General features: G+C 43.4%; 17 protein-coding genes, 2 pseudogenes and 1 other annotated feature. Of the genes and pseudogenes, 1 reads left to right on the top strand and 18 read right to left on the bottom strand.

Features of this window, described 5'->3' with window-relative positions; genetic code table 11:
* Positions 1–205: 205 nt before the first annotated feature.
* From ACFVRY_RS20995 to ACFVRY_RS20980, 4 genes are all read right to left on the bottom strand, one after another.
* Positions 206–463, bottom strand: coding sequence for a hypothetical protein (locus ACFVRY_RS20995; protein WP_387502247.1), 258 nt, complete (start codon positions 461–463; stop codon positions 206–208).
* Positions 464–645: 182 nt separating this feature from the next.
* Positions 646–2,823, bottom strand: a complete 2,178-nt coding sequence (locus ACFVRY_RS20990) for a serine hydrolase domain-containing protein (protein ID WP_387502246.1) — start codon at positions 2,821–2,823, stop codon at positions 646–648.
* 29 nt (positions 2,824–2,852) lie between these two features.
* Positions 2,853–3,950: a DUF5808 domain-containing protein gene (locus ACFVRY_RS20985; protein ID WP_387502245.1), complete on the bottom strand. Its 1,098-nt coding sequence runs from the start codon at positions 3,948–3,950 to the stop codon at positions 2,853–2,855.
* Positions 3,947–4,348 carry a GntR family transcriptional regulator gene (locus tag ACFVRY_RS20980; protein WP_387502244.1) on the bottom strand — a complete coding sequence of 134 codons (402 nt, stop codon included), beginning with the start codon at positions 4,346–4,348 and terminating at the stop codon, positions 3,947–3,949. Before ACFVRY_RS20980 ends, ACFVRY_RS20985 begins: the two co-directional genes overlap by 4 nt.
* Positions 4,349–5,016: 668 nt before the next feature.
* Here ACFVRY_RS20980 and ACFVRY_RS20975 point away from each other — a divergent pair.
* Complete coding sequence (locus tag ACFVRY_RS20975; protein ID WP_387502243.1) at positions 5,017–5,187, top strand: hypothetical protein; 171 nt, start codon at positions 5,017–5,019, stop codon at positions 5,185–5,187.
* 55 nt (positions 5,188–5,242) lie between these two features.
* On the opposite strand, the gene ACFVRY_RS20970 is transcribed toward ACFVRY_RS20975, so the two are convergent.
* The 14 genes and pseudogenes from ACFVRY_RS20970 to ACFVRY_RS20905 form a co-directional block, all read right to left on the bottom strand.
* Positions 5,243–5,530 carry a hypothetical protein gene (locus ACFVRY_RS20970; RefSeq protein WP_387502242.1) on the bottom strand — a complete coding sequence of 96 codons (288 nt, stop codon included), beginning with the start codon at positions 5,528–5,530 and terminating at the stop codon, positions 5,243–5,245.
* 50 nt (positions 5,531–5,580) lie between these two features.
* On the bottom strand, positions 5,581–6,294 hold the full coding sequence (locus ACFVRY_RS20965; protein WP_387502241.1) for a hypothetical protein: 714 nt from the start codon (positions 6,292–6,294) through the stop codon (positions 5,581–5,583).
* A 162-nt stretch (positions 6,295–6,456) separates the two neighbouring features.
* Positions 6,457–6,804: a VOC family protein gene (locus ACFVRY_RS20960; protein ID WP_387502240.1), complete on the bottom strand. Its 348-nt coding sequence runs from the start codon at positions 6,802–6,804 to the stop codon at positions 6,457–6,459.
* Positions 6,805–7,051: 247 nt separating this feature from the next.
* Positions 7,052–7,534 (bottom strand): DUF5412 family protein, encoded by a 483-nt coding sequence (locus ACFVRY_RS20955; RefSeq protein ID WP_387502239.1) that lies wholly within the window; start codon positions 7,532–7,534, stop codon positions 7,052–7,054.
* Positions 7,535–7,830: 296 nt separating this feature from the next.
* Complete coding sequence (locus tag ACFVRY_RS20950) at positions 7,831–8,187, bottom strand: class I SAM-dependent methyltransferase (protein WP_387502238.1); 357 nt, start codon at positions 8,185–8,187, stop codon at positions 7,831–7,833.
* Positions 8,188–8,248: 61 nt separating this feature from the next.
* Positions 8,249–8,475 (bottom strand) — a binding site (T-box leader).
* 188 nt (positions 8,476–8,663) lie between these two features.
* The gene (locus ACFVRY_RS20945; RefSeq protein ID WP_387502237.1) at positions 8,664–8,840 is read right to left on the bottom strand and encodes a His/Gly/Thr/Pro-type tRNA ligase C-terminal domain-containing protein; all 177 of its coding nucleotides are present in this window, start codon (positions 8,838–8,840) and stop codon (positions 8,664–8,666) included.
* A gap of 115 nt (positions 8,841–8,955) precedes the next feature.
* The gene (locus ACFVRY_RS20940) at positions 8,956–9,111 is read right to left on the bottom strand and encodes a 4'-phosphopantetheinyl transferase family protein (protein WP_387502456.1); all 156 of its coding nucleotides are present in this window, start codon (positions 9,109–9,111) and stop codon (positions 8,956–8,958) included.
* Between the two features lie 218 nt (positions 9,112–9,329).
* Positions 9,330–10,397 carry an ABC transporter permease gene (locus ACFVRY_RS20935; protein WP_387502455.1) on the bottom strand — a complete coding sequence of 356 codons (1,068 nt, stop codon included), beginning with the start codon at positions 10,395–10,397 and terminating at the stop codon, positions 9,330–9,332.
* A 56-nt stretch (positions 10,398–10,453) separates the two neighbouring features.
* Positions 10,454–11,566: an ABC transporter permease gene (locus ACFVRY_RS20930; protein ID WP_387502236.1), complete on the bottom strand. Its 1,113-nt coding sequence runs from the start codon at positions 11,564–11,566 to the stop codon at positions 10,454–10,456.
* 38 nt (positions 11,567–11,604) lie between these two features.
* Positions 11,605–12,537 (bottom strand): ABC transporter ATP-binding protein, encoded by a 933-nt coding sequence (locus ACFVRY_RS20925; RefSeq protein ID WP_387502235.1) that lies wholly within the window; start codon positions 12,535–12,537, stop codon positions 11,605–11,607.
* Positions 12,538–12,549: 12 nt separating this feature from the next.
* Positions 12,550–13,074, bottom strand: a pseudogene (locus ACFVRY_RS20920) (thioesterase II family protein).
* Positions 13,075–13,348: 274 nt separating this feature from the next.
* Positions 13,349–13,681 (bottom strand): annotated as a pseudogene (locus tag ACFVRY_RS20915) (MATE family efflux transporter); the annotation flags it as partial.
* Positions 13,682–13,832: 151 nt separating this feature from the next.
* Positions 13,833–16,949, bottom strand: a complete 3,117-nt coding sequence (locus ACFVRY_RS20910) for a non-ribosomal peptide synthetase (protein ID WP_387502234.1) — start codon at positions 16,947–16,949, stop codon at positions 13,833–13,835.
* Entirely contained in the window at positions 16,942–17,727 is a 786-nt protein-coding gene (locus ACFVRY_RS20905; RefSeq protein ID WP_387502233.1) for a condensation domain-containing protein, read from the bottom strand. Before ACFVRY_RS20905 ends, ACFVRY_RS20910 begins: the two co-directional genes overlap by 8 nt.
* Between the last annotated feature and the right edge of the window lie 139 nt (positions 17,728–17,866).

Genomic DNA, 17,866 nt, shown 5'->3' with positions numbered 1-17,866 from the left:
ATTAATAATAAAACCTCCTGTTAGAGCAATTAATTTTAGTTTGCTTCTAATAGGAGGATTTAGATTATTGATTCAACAATCATTCACTCTTAACAGAATGATCAAGACTCCAAATAACCTAAGTTTTTGCAGATCCCAATATATAGAAATGTCCGTTCCATAAAGGTGAAACTGAAGGCGCCTTGCAACGGACTGCAAAGAGTAGCTATCCCATGATGTACCCTCGATAGCCCTCCAAGTAGAGTTTGTTATCCTCGGTGACCAAAGTAGCATCAATGTAGTCCGGATCGTTTTCTTTAAATGTGTACGCAGGATCAATCCAAATTTGGCTAATTTTCTTATCCATTTCTAATACGTTAATTACATTGGACAGTTGTTCAGTCGGACCATACCTATCCATTATTTTCACGATGTCACGAACCACGTTATTTGAAACATCCTTTTCACTTTTAATAATCATCAACGATTACTCACTCTCTCCGTATTCTACCCCCTAATTGAACAAAGGCAGCCGACCATTTAGACCGACTGCCTTCCTAATGCTTTTTAAGAAGCTTTTAGCTAAAGTTCACCGAACACTGAACCCCCCTTCTTTCTGATACGCAGGATTGTATCTTGACCAGTTATGTCATCCCTATTGCGGCATTACTGCGCGGAAATCTCGAACTTCGTGCCAGCATCTCCGGCGAAAACAATGGATCCTCCTGCGGGCAGTACGACTGGATCCTTGCCTCTGATGACACTGAAGTAGATGCATGTTCCCCTCACATCATAAACAGCGAAGGAGGCGTTCGAGGACATGTTCACCTTAACGGTTTTGCCCCCGTCTTTGTCACTTATCGTGTACCACCTGGCGTATCCGCTGAGCGGAATCGTAACGATTGATTTCTTAGTGACGTAGATAGGCTTCACCGCGTTTTCGTTCACTAAGATACTTCCACCAAAATTAAGATGCTCAACGCCATTCTCTGTAACGAACGTATAACCTGAGAGATCACGCCCGCTCATTCCCGGAATTTGCAATTCGGAAACTGCCGAATTCGGGCCTGTAATTCGCTTATCGAGCACATACCCCGGCAATTGCTTCGACACATTCAATTGGATAATTCCTGCACCCAGGTAACCAACTGAAGTGTACTTCTCATTCAGCAGATAGTACTTTTTGCCGTCACGCTGACTCCATGCTGCTTTTGTCTCTGCCGGAAGTTCTTGAGACTGGAGCTTCTCGGCGTTGTACACTGACGTAACCATTTGCCCAAGACCCGGCAATGAAGCATATTGACGAACCCATAAGTAGGTACGGCCGTTCTCCTTCGTCACGAAGCTGATCTTCGTATTCCCGTCTGCACTCCGAAACGTGTCGTCCGCTGAATACTCGAAGATTTGGGCCGGATTACCGGGTGACTGCTCCGAAGTGATAGAAATGACACCGCCTTTGGTGATATCGACCTTTATCGTTACATTGGTCGCGCCATAAATTCCCGAATACTGCAGCACGGATTCCGGCATATTCCCCTTTACCGGCGCGCCGAATGATTTCTCAGGTTTGAATTCGACTATTGTCCCTTTCTCCTTCAGCGCCTGAAGCAGGATTTCGTTCGCCATAAGCCGGTCGAACGTACCATTCCCTCCAGAAGTGATAACCGCTGCCGCCATGTTCTGTTCGGGAAGCACAACGAGCGATGAGTGATAGAGCAGCGTATCTCCGCCTTTAGTGAGCCCCTTCATCCCATATTCGCTGAATGGATACAGATTGACGCTATCCCAACCGAGACCGTAAGCGTAATCGAATGAAGAGGCCGTATCGTCAGGCCACAAAGGTGTCTTATATTCGTCTTGCGCCATGGCAGCAGCCGACTTTCCTGACAAAACTTCTACCGCTTCACCTGTGAAAATTTTCGAGAATCTAGCCAAGTCTTCCGCCGTGGAATAGATGCCTCCCGCTCCGATCACATTGGCTGTCTCGTTCGGAAGTTGTCCTGAGTAGGCAGGATAATAGAGTCCCGCCATCTTTGCTGTGCTTGGAGAATCGAGTGGCGTCTTCGTATTGGTCATACCCAGAGGCTCCGTAATATTTTGATGGATATAAGAGGTAAAGTCCATGCCGCTGACTCGCTCAATCAGAATCTCGGCCAGTGTAAATCCGTCATTGCAATAAACCGAATATGCGCCCGGGTCCGCCTTCAAGGTCTGTCCAGCCAGTTGCTTCAGCAGTGTATCGTGGGCGTAAGTATCGTTATCTTCGAACAAAAAGGCATTTGTTAACGACGATCCGTTCAGACCGGAAGAATGATTCAGCAGCATGCGCGGCGTAATCTGCTTGTAGCGTTCATCCTTCATCGTAAACCCGGGGATATACCGGACGACCGGCGTATCGAGATCGATTTTTCCTTGGTCAACCAATTGCATGGCGGCAACCGTGGTAAACATTTTACTCGTTGAGCCGATCCCGTACATCGTGTCTTTCGTGAGCGGCTTCTGTCCCTTCTCATCATTCTTGCCGGATTGGCCGGATACGACGATGTTGCCGTGATCGATAATGGCGTACTGCACGCTGTTCGTGCCGTAAGCATTCGTGAGGAGATCTGCCTTCTCCTTTGTAGTTTTCCTGGTTCCTTCGTAGGTGAGCAGAGCCTTATTCGAAGGCGAATCTTTTACTGCCGTTTGCACGGTTAAAGGTACAGCGCCTAACTCGATCGCTTCAGATGTATCCGGTGCCACTGTTATGTTGTGCATTTCTGCCAGTGCAGTGTTGCCCCCCCATGAGGTTAATAGCAAACACGCAGATAGCACAACTGCCATTATCCATCGACTTTTTATCATTTGAATTCTCCTTTCGAAGATTCCTTTATTTATCGAAAATTGAAAATCATTACGAGAATGGCGGTCACCAGAACAGCGATCATCGCAGCGGCTATGATCTTACCGAGAGAATTAGCCATATTGATCGTCCATCCCAAACCGTATCTATCCGGAACGAACAATGCCGAGTCTTCAGGGTTCGCGTAAATGCTGCCCAGCCACTTCCAGTGCCTCTCCTCCTGTGACGGAACGTCCCTTTGCTGATCAAGACCTCTGAACCGCAGGTAAAGGAAGACACCGATCAGCGTCAAGAATAATAACGCTAGGAACGAGATGTTGAAGCGCAAAAGCAGATTGAGATTCCAGCCGTACAGCATTACGGCTTGCAATAATCCTTCGTTTGCAATGCCCAGTAGTGAAATACCCCAAGCCGTAATCGAGTAGATCTTCTTACGCTTCAACTGTTTTCGCAACGAACCTTCCCGGTCTTGAGGATCCAGTGATGTCCTGGCACGTTTAATCATCAGATTATAGCCGGCGAAGAATACGATCATCAACCCTTGCACGATGTTGATCATGAACACGGTCCGAACGGACTTGTAAGTGTACTGATCCGGAATGTCGTTCGGTCCCATATGCACCGCGATTGACTGTGGAATCGCATCCCATCTCATAACGACAAAGAAGATGCATAGTACCATCACGGCGACATGTGCTGAATACCACCACGAGCTCAGCACCGAACTATGCGTTCGGCCGACCACGAGGCTTGCTGTGCGCTTTGACTGCACGGCAATCTGCCAGCCTCTGGCCGCCTTCAAACGCCAGGCAGACATCCGGCTGATCCAAACGGCGAAGAACGACACAATGATTAAAAGCAAGGTGGCTATTGCCCAACCAAGGATACTCTGACTCATCGTTTGATGACGCGTCACTACAAAGCAAGTTACTCCGGTGACGATCGCAAAACCGCCGGTGAGCAAAACGTAATTTCGGCGAATACCTTGGACAGCCGTATCCTGCAGAGCCTCCACCGGGAGTGAGATGCCGAACAGCAGGGTCCGCAAGCCTATAAAGGCCTGCACACTGATCATCAACCCGATAAACAAATAAAAGCTAGATATTATGATCGTCTCCAGTACATTCAACGTTGTTCCCCTCCGCGATTTGTAATGGTAGCCCGGTACACCGACCTGCTCTCCTGTGCAAATGCCTCTTCCGACATGCCTCGTACCGCAGCAGCTGCCACAAGAGAACGTAACTGCCGCCTAAGCTTCCCTTCGAAAGCCTCAGTCACTCCGGGCATCCCGTCTGGCTGAACGATAACGCCCTTTTTCCGGTGTACTTGAAGAAATCCCTCCTGCTTAAGCAAATTGTAGGATTTATTGACGGTATGAAGATTGATTCCCAGTTCCTCCGCCAACCTCCGAACCGACGGAAGCGGATCCCCCGGCTTTAACTCGCCCGAAGCGATCCCTTCAATGATTTGGTCAACCAATTGTGCGTAAATCGGGGTTTCCGATTGTAGATCGAGCTCTATGAACAAGAATATCCCTCCTTATGGCAGTTGCTGCGTGTCTTCAAGAAGCGAGTGCGGCCGATAATACCGTGCATAAGCAAGTCGGTCGCAAGTACGTTTGCCATTATGTGAAAGAATGAGGGAGTTGAAGCGCTTTTGACGCGTTTCAGCTTTGCGAGCAACCATGTGAACAGTGATAGTGACGGCTTCTCGACTTCAGAAGCACTTCGAGGGAATAGGACATTAATAGCTCACTAGCAATGGCACAGGCTTTCATTAAGCATGCGCCATGTTGACATGTCGCAGCTGTGTCATATCACATCACCTCCTATCTGTTATATTGCATATATAACACAAATGGAAATTACATACAAGATAAATTTGGAAATCCGTCCATCTTACATAGTATGATTTTTAATAATCTTAAAAGTTTGAACTAAAATGTCATAAGAACTTGCGTAGGCAATAGCACTAAACAAAATTCCTATTGATATCGAGTGCACAGAAAAAAGGAGACGGTTAAAAACCGCCCCCTTGGATCAAGCAAAACATTTTAAAATACACTCGACGCAAATTATTATTCCAACCTATCTCCCGCTTCACCTAGTTATCCTATCAATTAAATCGCAGACGTCTCTGATCGCTTGTTCCTGAACTGCCGATACGCTGCTGAGAAACACATCAAAACACCTGTTGTGACAAAGAAACCGACTGGAAACCACCAGCTCCCCCATGCCGGGTTGATGAGTGGCATCAACGAGACACCAAATGCGACAGGAACAGGAACTTTGAACAATGTACACAGAATAATTGGAATCAGAACATTTATAACACCAACCACAATCGTTGAACCGGGCAACAAGTGATAGACACCGATTGACAGAATAGCTGTAATCGTCAATACCGCTATACGCGATGGAATCAACTTCCACGGAAAATATGCATTAGAAAGACAATAATCATAAGACCTAACCATATTTTCAGCAAAGGTGCCAGGGGTAAGCTGTTCAAGGAAGTCCCTATGAATGCAGCTATTGTTGGTGACAGCCACACATGAAGGGGCTTCTTCGTCCAACTTGGTACTTTAAACACCATAATACCCAGGGCGATCCCTGCAATTTCCGGGAAGAGAATATCCTTGTGCCCTAGGAGTACAGAGCCTGCAAGCAGGATAATAACTACGATGTAGGCTAATAGACTAAAAATCATAATAAAACTCCCTACTAGAGCAATTAATGTTATTTTCCTTTAACTAAATCTTATGGATTGTTACCTGCCCCAACCACAACTGAGAAAACACCATTATCATCATGCTTCAAGATAACCATGAAGGTACCAGGTTTTAACTCGGGATTAAGCATTGTAGCGAAATCATAATATCCTTTCAGCCGATCTGCTAGGAGTTCACTCTCATACTGAAAAACATCACGGCCTTCGTCAGCTTTATATTCCTTGACCTTGACAGCGTCACTTGGAATGACCGAGGAAGACTCATTTAATGCCTCCTCTGCAGTGCGTCGTCCCTTATCCGTAGCTTCAAATGACAGGGTTACATTGTTCGCTGTATTGTTCTTCGTATCATCATCTTCGCTATACATTACGAGAATTGTATTGTTCTGATAAGAACTGATTGCAGCATCAGCGCTGTTCTCATCTGCTCCCCGAACCTGCTCGATAGCTTCCTTAGTATCGCCAAGACCTCCTGCTTTAGTGATCAATGAGCTTTCCGCTTTGGCTGGCTCTGGTGTGTTCACTGCTGCGGCTTGTTCTTCGGCTGGCTCTGGTGTACTCACACTTTCTACATATGTATTGGTTTTTTCTACTATTGCAGTCTCAGCAACCTCACTCATTTTAGCCTCTTCCGTTTTTGCATTCTCTGTATTGCCGTTGGCCGCCCCACCGCAACCAGCTACGGCTACTGATAAAGCCATAAGCCCAACCATGACAAACAATTTCTTCTTTTTGATACGCATAATCTCCCGCCCATCTTTATGTATACAATTCTACGGTAGTAACATGATATTGTTTAAATGAGAGGTACAACTATGAATAACGGCAACCGATCGTGGCCGGCTGCCGTTGTATCTTATTGAACAAACATCCCCGTTAACTCAATAGCAATGAATTACAACTCGTTACCTCTCCCAAAGCTCGATCAGTCGACCTTCAGGATCTTCAATCCAAATAAACTTTCCAAATTCACTAATCTCTTCTTTCTTTGCAAGAGGCACACCAATATGTTCAAGATGCTTGATAGTCTCGTTTAGATTATCTACTTGGAAATTTAACATCACTTGTTGTTCTGTTGGAAAATAACTGTCATCCTCGCTAAAGAAAGAAAAGATAGTCTCATTTCCTAATTGGGGTTGTATTACAGCCCCATTCCAATTTTCAATTTCAATCTTCAACACCTCACTATACCATTTTTTTATAACTTCAAGATTCTTAGTTCTCCAGAATATACCTCCGAAACCTTTTATCATCGTATCTAACTCCTGTCTGTCATCTAATTTTCAACTATCCGATTACCTATTTAAAAGCTTTAATAACATCGACTTACTCGTACTCTGGAATTCTGTCTAAAAGTATTAACTCATAAACCATTCTACCTAATCCACTTAAGATTAAACCTTCAGAAGTTATAGCAGTCGGAGTAACCCCCTTTAACATAAAAAATAAGTGGGCTTTTACCGTATCAGTATATCATTCAATTTGAAGTTATCTGTCCGTTCAAAAACCAAGCAACTTAAAAATAAACCCCACCTTAATGTCCTCCGCTTTGTAGCAGTTTTCGAATTTCCCTTTAAGCAATAAACTTCGGCAGGCAGCTCCAGATTCTTCATATATATCCGTATTTACATTCAAATCAATGTTTCTATATTCATTATATTTAGGAGTTTCATTGTTTATAGAGAGGATGTCTGATGGTTTCCAGGATAGCGAAAAATCATCTTTATGGTTACTTGAATATACCGTTTTCTTTTCACCAGTTTGAGACTGTTCAACCTCGACAATATAAATCACCCCACCTGCTGCACCGCCATAATCTAAATAATACGAGCTAGCTTTATATTTACCATCTGGTGATTCTATGGGACCTAAAAATAATGTTGCGTTTTCAAGGCTTTTGAAATTATAAAAGTACCTATTATAGCCAATTAACAGTAAAATACCGAAAAACAATAGTAAAATAACAACATATCTTTTTTTCATACAGACCTCCAGTTCGTATCGAATCCATTCCTCTCCATAAAAAGTTTTACTTCATCAATGTTAAAATAAAATGCTCCTGTAAATCGACCTTTATCGTTATGATTAAACACTCCTGTCTTCTAGAACTCATTTATTGTATCCAAGTTATCATTAGGCTTCCAAAATTGTGGATATTGTAAAGATGTAATTGTAATTGTCATTCTCATCCGACTTTGGAGAGCGACAAAAACGATGCCGTTCCGCTTTGTTACACGATGCAACTCCCCAATTGCTGATATTCGTTCCTCTTCCTTTTGTTAATGGTATAGAGGACCAAGCATCAAAGAAGCATCATACATCTCATCTGGTATCCCCTCTAAATCTGTTGCATTTAATACATGAAACCCATTAAACCGTTCTGTCAATCCTAATTCAGATACCTTCTGTTGCGCTATTTCAACTAACTTAGGTGTTAGGTCAGATAGCGTTACGTTATATCCAAGCTTCGCTAACTCAATTGAGTATTTACCTGGTCCTGCGCCATTATCTAGTACAGTTCCGGATGAAGCTAAATACTGTTTTATATAATGCAGATTGATAGTAAACTCAAGCGGCTCCCTATCCAACCTTCCCCATTCATCAAATTGGGAGTAATAATCAATAACATTATCCATTGACCCAATACCTCTCTTTAACAGTATTTTTGCAGAAAAAACAGAAAAAACCTATCGCCTACAAAGAGGCGATAGGTTTAACCTTCGCGGTACCACTCTTCTTGATCGTTGTTATAAGTAATAAGACAACGAATCTTAGTACCCGATTACGGAGGTTAGCCGTTAAGATCTACAAAGGTTCGGCCTTACCGCTCATGGGCGAGTTGGGGGAAGCATTGACTGTCTTGCACCAATCGACAGCTCTCTGGGCAATAGTTATTCCTTAATACTCCCAATCATTGCGTTTAATCATATTCTAATTGGACTTAGTATATATTTTACAAATATTACCTGTCAACAGAAACTTAATTTTAACTATTCTTCGCATTCAAACTCGTCAAAAGCTCAATTCACCGCTTAATACTATTAGTTATGCGGTTCTCCTCGCTGACTGTACAGGAAATTATCATTTTACGCTTTAGTCTCATAGCGCAAAATCAGCCCTGTCTAATCCGGAGTATAGCTTCCTCCAGACCCATGCTTTCCTTCGTCAGTACTTTGCGTTCAATAAACTCTACCTGACCTTCAGCAGCTCCCTTGCCGATCACAATGGTGAGTGGGAGACCGATCAGCTCCACTAGCGCGATCTCCCCGGCTCCCACTGATTTTTTCATCTTGATTTTTCATTAACTTCATGATCACCCTGACCAGAACGGCAAATACTTTGCCTCCGCCGGAATAGATCAGGGTCTTGATGATTTCCTGAGGCTGTATCCCCACAGCTGCGACTCACTTTCCCGAATGGGATACATTAAACTCCACCGAATGCCCTGGCAGACAAGGCTTTCCATATGAATTCGAGGAAATTCTCATGTCTGTATTACTCAAATTCAATCGTTTCACAAGCATTACACGAATGAGCAAACTTGAGACCTGCGACCGCAGAAAATCTTCTTAAGACTGAATCGGTTTAGACGCTCAACTTTCTCTCTCGATAGAAACTTCAAGTAAAACATATATTCATTTATCGAGATCATATGTTCAATTCCTGAAATTCGAACACAAACAACATCCATAACAGACTCCTCTAAATATTTGACATCACTTGAACCGTAATATCGTGTTCCCCAGTTGACTTAACAATATTCCAAAAAAAATCTAGCTCAACGTTTTTTTTCCGTCTTGAAGACAAACGATATGACTAATAGCAATGCAGAAAAAGCAATCAAATATGACAATTCCCTAACGGCGCCATTCAAACCTTTACCGTACAGAACGGTCTCTCCAGCTTTTAAAAACCAAGTGGTTGGAATAAAATCAGCAATTTTCTGCACAGCTTTGGGCATAATCTCTCGAGGCCAGAAGCAGCCGCCAAGCATTAGCAGCGGGATGTTAATAAATGTCGTAAGAGCATTGGCCATCAATGGAGTTCTTGAGAATCTGCTGATTGCAACACCTATGGCTACACAAGACAAGGCGAATGCCCAGCACACCACTACGATCTCCTGCTGCTGATTCGGAGTCGCGCCATAAGAGACATTTACTAATTTAGGCATTAAAGTTATTAACACCGCGGCCTGGATGGACGCTACCAGAAAACTGGCTAATAAATGCTGCGCAAAGTAACTGAAGCGCGTCAAAGGGGTAACGTTGACTCGGTCAAAGACACCGGTAAGCTTATCTTCCAGAATCAGCGCGGTAGAAAAAGTCACCAGAAACAACATGCCAAACGCAATATACCCCAAAGAAGTTATTGCATTGCTTATATCTTTGGCCGAATTGCCCAAATTGGAGATTTCCTTGTATTCTACGTTAAATGTACTTTTTTTATAGGTGTCCATTCCCTTATAGAATGTATCGGAGTTGCCTTTGGCAGCAGCAGCAATCTGTTTGGCAGAGGATAGATAACTGGATATGTACATTTGAACTGGCTTGCCAACATTAGAACCGTCCAGAGCATAGTTCAGAGCCGAAACATCATCTCCGCCAATCATCTCAGCTGTGAATCCCGGTTGAAACACTAAAGCATTGTCCAGCTTTCTATTGACAACCATGCTTTTCACATCATCATTTGGAGTCAGCATTGTCACATTGTATTGTTCTTTCAATTGCGATACCAAGTTTTGTGTAAATAGGGTTGAATCTTGATCCAGAATACCTACGTTATATTTCACTTCTTTGGTAGCCACAGAAATGAGAAACATATTCAGCAGGATGGGAACCACAAGCATAAACAAAATGTTCGTTCGCTTCCTAAATATCCGTTTCAAGCAATTGCGTAATATCGTCATGCTCTCTTCCTCCTAGAAACGACAATGCTGATCAACGCAAATAGCAGCGTGATAGCCAACATCTCACCGATATTTACAAAGGCCCTATCCAAGTGATCATTGTAAATCACATTAAAGATAGCCGATTTAGCATAATAACTGGGGGATATATGAGCTAAGGTCCCAAAATCCAAGATTACAAACCCCCCAACGATAAAGGTTGCCCCCAGCGTTACGATATTGGCGATAGAATCCGCTTTTACTGCATCTTTGGTTAGAATCGTCAACATAGCACCCAAGGTCGTGGTTAATAGGGAAAATACAAATACGATCAATAGGATAACAGCAAGATGTTTCCCCCAATCAACACCGTATGCATACTTGGTAAACAGGATAATTATTAGGCCCTGTAAGAAGGTTATCAACGACAAGGCAATGATTTTACCAGCATACTGTTCGTAGGGTTTAATAGGCGAAAGCTTCATTCGATCACCTAAAGTACCCAAATAGTCTTCTCCCATTCCGGCTGTCCCGTATTCCTGCCCGCGTAACAGCAACATCAACAGCATCGCAATGGAGTAATACCCCATCGCTGTTGCCGATACGGAATTTGACAACGGTTCATCCTGCAGGCTGTTGCCTGTATTAGAGAGTTCTGCCGGCGGACTACCTGTCATGGAGTAGATCACAATTGAGGTATTCATGTAATTCGTCAAGCTCTCCAAGACATTTTTTATGACTGTAGTATTCACGCCCGTGTATTTTGACAAATACACTTCAACCGTTCTGCTTGTATCTTCATTTCCCTTCAGCGCGGAGAAATCCTTCGTAATATAGACGAGGGCATCTGCTTTTCCATCATTAACGATCTTCTGCCCCTCCTCCATAGAGGATACTTCGGTGAATTCCGTCAATGATTTAATCTCGTCCGAATGAATCAAAGAATCGATGAACATAGTACCATACTGGCCGGAATCCTGATTAGAATAAGCAATTTTGACTTTATCCAGGGAGGTGATATTGAACTGATTCTCAAACACAGTCCCCAAGATCAGAATAATCACAATAAAACTTAATAACCGGACAAAAATCGGTTTGGGGTCCATCAATATCCGTTTGCATGAATACAAAATTTGAGTGGGTATATTCATCATTTCATCACCGCCACTTAATCTCTCAATTTTTTCCCGGTCAGCTGTAGAAACACCGTTTCCAGATTTGACTTTTCTAATGTCATGGATTTAATTTTAAATCCGTTTTGGATTAAATTTTCTAATAAAGCAGTGAGATACATTTCATCTTTTTCCATCCGTATTCGAAGCATTCCCTCGTTGTTGTTACATGCAATAACCCCTTGAGCTTTCTCAATCAACGTTACAGCTCTCTCGGTGTTTGCCACAAATCCCATATTTATCCTGTTCTCTTCCGAAATAGAATCGATCAGTTCATCGATCGTCCCGAGCGCGATAATTTTACCAAAATCCATAATAGCGACACGTCCACAGATGGCTTCAATCTCCTCCATGTAGTGCGTAGTATAGATAACAGTCGTTCCATTTTGGTTCATTGTCTTTATCGATTCCAAAATGCTATTGCGCGATTGAGGATCGACCCCCACGGTAGGTTCATCCATAAATAGAATTCGCGGTTTATGCACTATTGCACAAGCAATGTTCAATCTTCTTTTCATTCCGCCAGAAAAAGTTGAGGCTCTATCTTTTCTTCTGTCCCAGAGTCCAGTAAATTCAAGGGCTTCCTGAACGGCTTTGTCCAGCTCATCACCGCGCAACCGGTATAATCTTCCCCAATAGGTCACATTGTCTATGGCGTTTAACGTTTCAAAAAAAGCGATCTCCTGGGGTACGTATCCAACATAACGTTTAATTTCTCTTGCGTGTTTGGAATAATCCTTCCCGAACATTTTCACAGTACCGCCGTTCATTTTGAGCAAACCCAACAACGCATTCATTGTTGTCGATTTCCCTGCACCGTTTGGTCCCAGCAATCCAAAGATTTCTCCTTCATGTATACATAAATCGAGTCCGTCCACAGCCGTATGCTCCTTGTATTTCTTCACCAAATTCGTCACTTCGATGATCATCCCTAATCCTCCTCAACCGTTGTGCAACGCAGAATTGATGATATCCACTACATGCATGCTCTCATCCATGATAAAGAAATGGCCTCCCATTACCTTTTTGACCTCAAACTGCTTCCCTGCATAGAACCTCCATTCATTCATATCGAAGTTTGCAATGCTCAAATCGCTAATCCCGTTAATTATAGTAATATCGCAATTAATCTTTTCACTTTTTTCTCGATAATCATATATTTCTGAAATCCGAAAATCCGCACGCAAAATGGGCAGAAACAATTGCAGCAGCTCTTCATCTGCAAGGATTTATCTGGTATTTCCACCATAACTTAATACAACTTGCATAAATTTGTCATTCGGCAGGAGGTGGTACTCTGTCTTGCCACGGACGACTTGAGGCGCTTTTCTTCCGCTAAAAAACATATGCCTTGGCGTAGGACACCCTCTCTCCAGCAACTTGTAATAGGTTTCAAAAGCAAGGATAGAACCCATACTGTGCCCATAAATCGCATAACGGTCACCTGGCTCCAGCTGTTTGATCATAGTAGAAGCCAAATCTTCGCTTGACCGGTTTCATTTAAAGTCCCACCTTCACTTTTCCAGCTTCATTCACTTCATCCAATTCATTCATTCTCACTGCTTCAGCATTTAATTGTACCACTTTTTTCCAATTTTCCTGTAAGTAATAAGTCACATAGGTAATCGTGCTTATTCCTTAACTTATAATCAATGCCGCCCCATCCCCTCCTCCCCTCAACATGGAAGAGGTTAAGGAGAATGATGTTGAAAAAATAAAACTTAAGAAAGTTATCTTCATTTATCTGGACGTAACGTTGAGGATATCTTCAGGTGTCCCCATTGCCCGCAGCAAATGATCGCTGAACAAAATGCCTCCCGTGGTTACCAACAGAATCAACGTCCCTGTGATAAACCAGGCGTTGAACACAACACTCTTTATCTGAGCTTCTTCTCTTGCTCCGAAACATCCGGCTATTAAAATAGATACAGCCGTTGTAATTCCTGCCGCAAAGGCACTTGCTAATTGGATAATGGGCATAGTCACTGCTACTCCGGCCATGGCGTTATTCCCCATGATCTGTCCCACCCAAATCGCATTAATGATGCTGTAACCCATCGTTAGCAGCGATCCAACTACAAAGGGGAATCCACATCCCGATCAGGAGGCTTCCGGCATTTCCATCTGTTAAGTTTCTTCCAACTTTGGTTTCCAAATTCCCACCCCCAGTTTCGTCATTTTGATGCGTCAATGGCCCTTTCCACAAGGGCCATTGACGCCTAGCCTACTTAAGAACTTCCTTCTTGCCAACCAGCAGCTCTGAACTTACAGCTTGGCTGAACAATACCGCCAGCTCAACAACATTAGAAGAAGCAATTATAGAATAATGGTCTCCGTCTACTTGATGAACATGGACAGCATTGCAGAAGCTTGTCCATACCGATGCATGATGAGGCGGGTACATCTCTGCCTTGAAGTAATGTATAGGTACTTGAACTTTACACTCAGGGTTGTAACGAATCTGAGCGTTATGGAAGGTCCTGATGATGTTGAAGTACCTAAACAGTTCCGGAATCCCCAATGTCTCGGCATGGGGGATGGCCTGCAGAATCTCCTTAGGCAGTTCACTACGTAAGGCGTGGAGATCGGGATTCTGTTGCTGCAGGTATCTGACGTACAATGACCAGAGTCGTTCGATTTGTTGAATTTCGTTGAGTTCCTCTTTGTAAAGCTGCATTACCATTTGGTTGACCAGCAGTTCCCGTTCATTCTCCAGCGTAAATTCAGCAAAATCTTCCGAATCGTCACACTGAGGCGCCAAGGCATCTATAAGACCAAGGAAGCTCATAGTTTCACCTTCCTGCTCAAGCTGTCTGGCCATTTCAAATGCTAGAACTCCGCCCTCTCCAGTATGGATAAAGAAGAGAATCCGCTCCTGGTTATGTCCCTCCACCAATAGAACAAGATTATCTTCCTCGGCGGCTACCGATCCACTATGAATATATCGTGCGACGCCCTTTACCGTTGGATCTTTAAAAATTTGGCCAAGTGAAATCTCTGTCTTGAAAGTTCCCCTGATAATAGCCATAAGTTGGGTTGCTTTCAATGAATGCCCGCCGAGTTCAAAGAAATTGTCATTGATTCCAATGCGGTTAGAGCCAAGTAGTTCACACCAGATCTCCAGTATCTGCTTTTCCAAATCTGTTGTGGGCGGCGCATATTCAACTCCGGTATTTAAATACTCATCCGGCTCAGGCAATGCCCTCCTGTCTACTTTTCCGTTAGATGTAACAGGCAGAACGTCAAGCAGCACCAAGTGAGAAGGAATCATATAATCCGGTAGTTTGTGAGACAGATATTCTCTGACAGCTCTTACCGTCAGCTCTTGTTCAGACACATAATATGCGCAAAGATACTTAATTTTCTGCTTATCTTCTTTGGCGAGAACGATAGCATCTTGAATCGCATTATGCTGGAGCAGATGGTTCTCAACTTCGCCAAGTTCAACCCGGAAGCCACGAATTTTGACCTGATGATCGGTTCGGCCAAGGTATTCGATGTTACCATCGGGCAACCATCGCGCCAGGTCTCCCGTTCGATACATTCTTCTTTCTGCAACAAACGGATGCTTCAAGTATTTTTCAGCGGTCAAATCGGATTGATGGAGATACCCCCTTCCTACACTCTCTCCAGAGACAAACAGTTCGCCTTTTACGCCTATAGGCACCGGCTGCAAATTCTCATCCAAGATATAAATCTCTGTATTTGAGATCGGCCGCCCAATTGGCGGACGCTCATTCGCTTCCATCCCTGGAATGATAGTATACACGGTGACTACATGGGTTTCAGATGGTCCATATTGATTATGCAGATAGACTCCAAACCGATGCAGATGCTGTTTTAAACGCTCGGTTACGATGAGTTGCTCACCCGCTGTAACGATATGCTCGACACAACGCGGGAATTTCTCTGCCAGGCTCGGACTGTGAAAGATGAATTTCAAAAGTGACACCGGTAAATACAGTACGTTGATGTGATTCGATGTAATATGTTCGAACAGCTCAAGCGGATCTTGTCGCACTTCCGGACTGACAAGGTGTAGCTGACTGCCGGACAAAAGTGCCGAGAAGATCTCCTGGGCACTGACATCAAAACCAATCGAAGTATATTGCAAAATTCTTGCCTGACGCGGGATATTCATCTGTGTGAACTGGTAATGCAGCAGATTAACCATATTTTGATGTTCTATCATAACGCCCTTCGGGGTTCCCGTCGTACCTGAAGTATAGATTACATAGAGTAAATGACGAGAGCCGGCTTCTAGATGTATGCTTTTCTCAGCTGAACTCTCAAGCTGCTCCGACTCTGAATCGACCGACAGCCTAATCAGTTCTCGGGACAGCAGTATTGAAGCCTGGCTATGGTTCATCATGTAGCTGACTCTTTCGGCCGGATAGGCGGGATCGATTGGCATATAGGCTCCCCCTGCCTTCAAGATGCCCATGATACCAACGATCATTTCGACAGAGCGTTCCACCATAAGGCCCACAATGCTATCCTGCCGGACTCCTTCTTGACGCAACATGGAGGCTACACGGTCAGCGCGGCGGTTCAGTTCCTTATATGAGATCTGCTCCTCCTCTGATCTAACAGCAATGCTGTTCGGCGTAAGTTTCACTTGCTCTTCAAACAGCCGGTGTATGGTCATCTCTCTTGGATAAGCCGCTGCCGTTTCATTGAAGCCCTCGAAGAGCAACGTTCTCTCATCCTCATCGGAAAGGTGCAAATCACCAAGCTTCACTTGCGGATTCTGAGCGATTTGGCTTGCAAGATATACAAAGTGCTTGGCAAAACGCTGAATCGTTACCGCTTTGAATAATTTTGTGCAATATTCCAGTTTGAAGACCATCGTATTATTTTTTTCTTCCGCAAATAAACATAAGTCATATTTAGATATCCTGGAATGACTATCATACTGTGAAAAAATCAAGTCGCCCTTCCGCACCTCGGGCACTGACATATTGTGCAAGCTGAACATAACGTCAAACAACGGATTCCTAGCAGGCTCCCTGGCAATCTTTAATTGTTCAACCAGGTCCTCAAATTGATAGTCCTGATTTTCGAACGCATGCAGTGTCGTTTCCCTGACTTCCTCTAAGAATTGGGCAAAGGTTTTGTTTGCGGCGGGATGACTTCTCATTGCAAGTGTGTTGACGAACATCCCCATCATTTCAAACAAGTCCGAATGATTTCTCCCTTTAATCAAGCTTCCCACCACGATATCATCCTGACCGGAGTATCTAGCCAACGTAATGTTATAGATGGAGAAGAGCATCATATACATCGTTGTATCCGTCTGGGCCATCTGCTCCTTAAGCTTACCTGCAAGCGCCTTAGGCAACTCGAATTGGAAACAGATCTTGCAAACCGGACGTTGCTTTTTCCGTAATTCTAATGCTTTGCTTTACCATTTGAACAGTGGTCTGTTCAGGTTGAGTTAAGGGTTTTATCTCTGCGGTTTCATCATAATCTACCAGCAATTTCTTCCAATACGATAGTCCGGCTTTTTTGTCCTGCTGATCAAGCCATTGTATGTAATCGCCATATCCTGCAGCCTGACTCTTCTCTTCAGTAATCAATTCCAACAATTGTTTTTTTGTTTTACCGTTGTTAAGTGAATTATAGTACCTTTTAAAATCATTAATCAGTAATGAAAGACACCAACTATCTATAATCAGATGATGAAAATCCCAAATCATCTTCCTATTCTCATTGCTCAAAATAATATATTTCACTCTTAGAAGAGAATCATTCTGTATATCAAAACCGCGCTTAACATCAAGCTCCGATATTTCCGCCAATTTAGCATTTTGGTCTATCTCATGAAGTTCCAACAAATCAATTTGTTCGTATTCCACCTCTCTGCTGCCTACTACGATTTGTCTTGGACTTGCTAATTTTTCATGTATAAAGGCAGTTTTCAACACCTCATGTCTGATTGTAAGCAACCTAAGAGCTTGAATGAGATGTTCCTCTATCACTATGCCCGCGAGATTAAATACATATTGCATTATATATTCATTGGATTCACCGTCAGTCATATGATGGTAAAGCATGCCCTCTTGCAAAGGTGTTAGCGGATATACTCCTTTGATTTCGTTTTCACTGTTAATCACCATCAAGCTCCCTCCGTTACACTTCATTAGTTCTCCAGATTGTTACCTGCTCCTGTCCTGACACTTATCGTTTCTTACTTTTAATCCTTTTTACAAGCTGCACAATTCCAGATGCAAAAACAAATAATCCGTACACGTACAG

The organism is Paenibacillus sp. NPDC057934 (assembly GCF_042887565.1).
In the GTDB taxonomy this organism is placed as follows: domain Bacteria; phylum Bacillota; class Bacilli; order Paenibacillales; family Paenibacillaceae; genus Paenibacillus_AQ.
The sequence above is the reverse complement of the archived record's forward strand: the minus strand, read 5'-3'. Positions and strand labels throughout refer to the sequence as shown.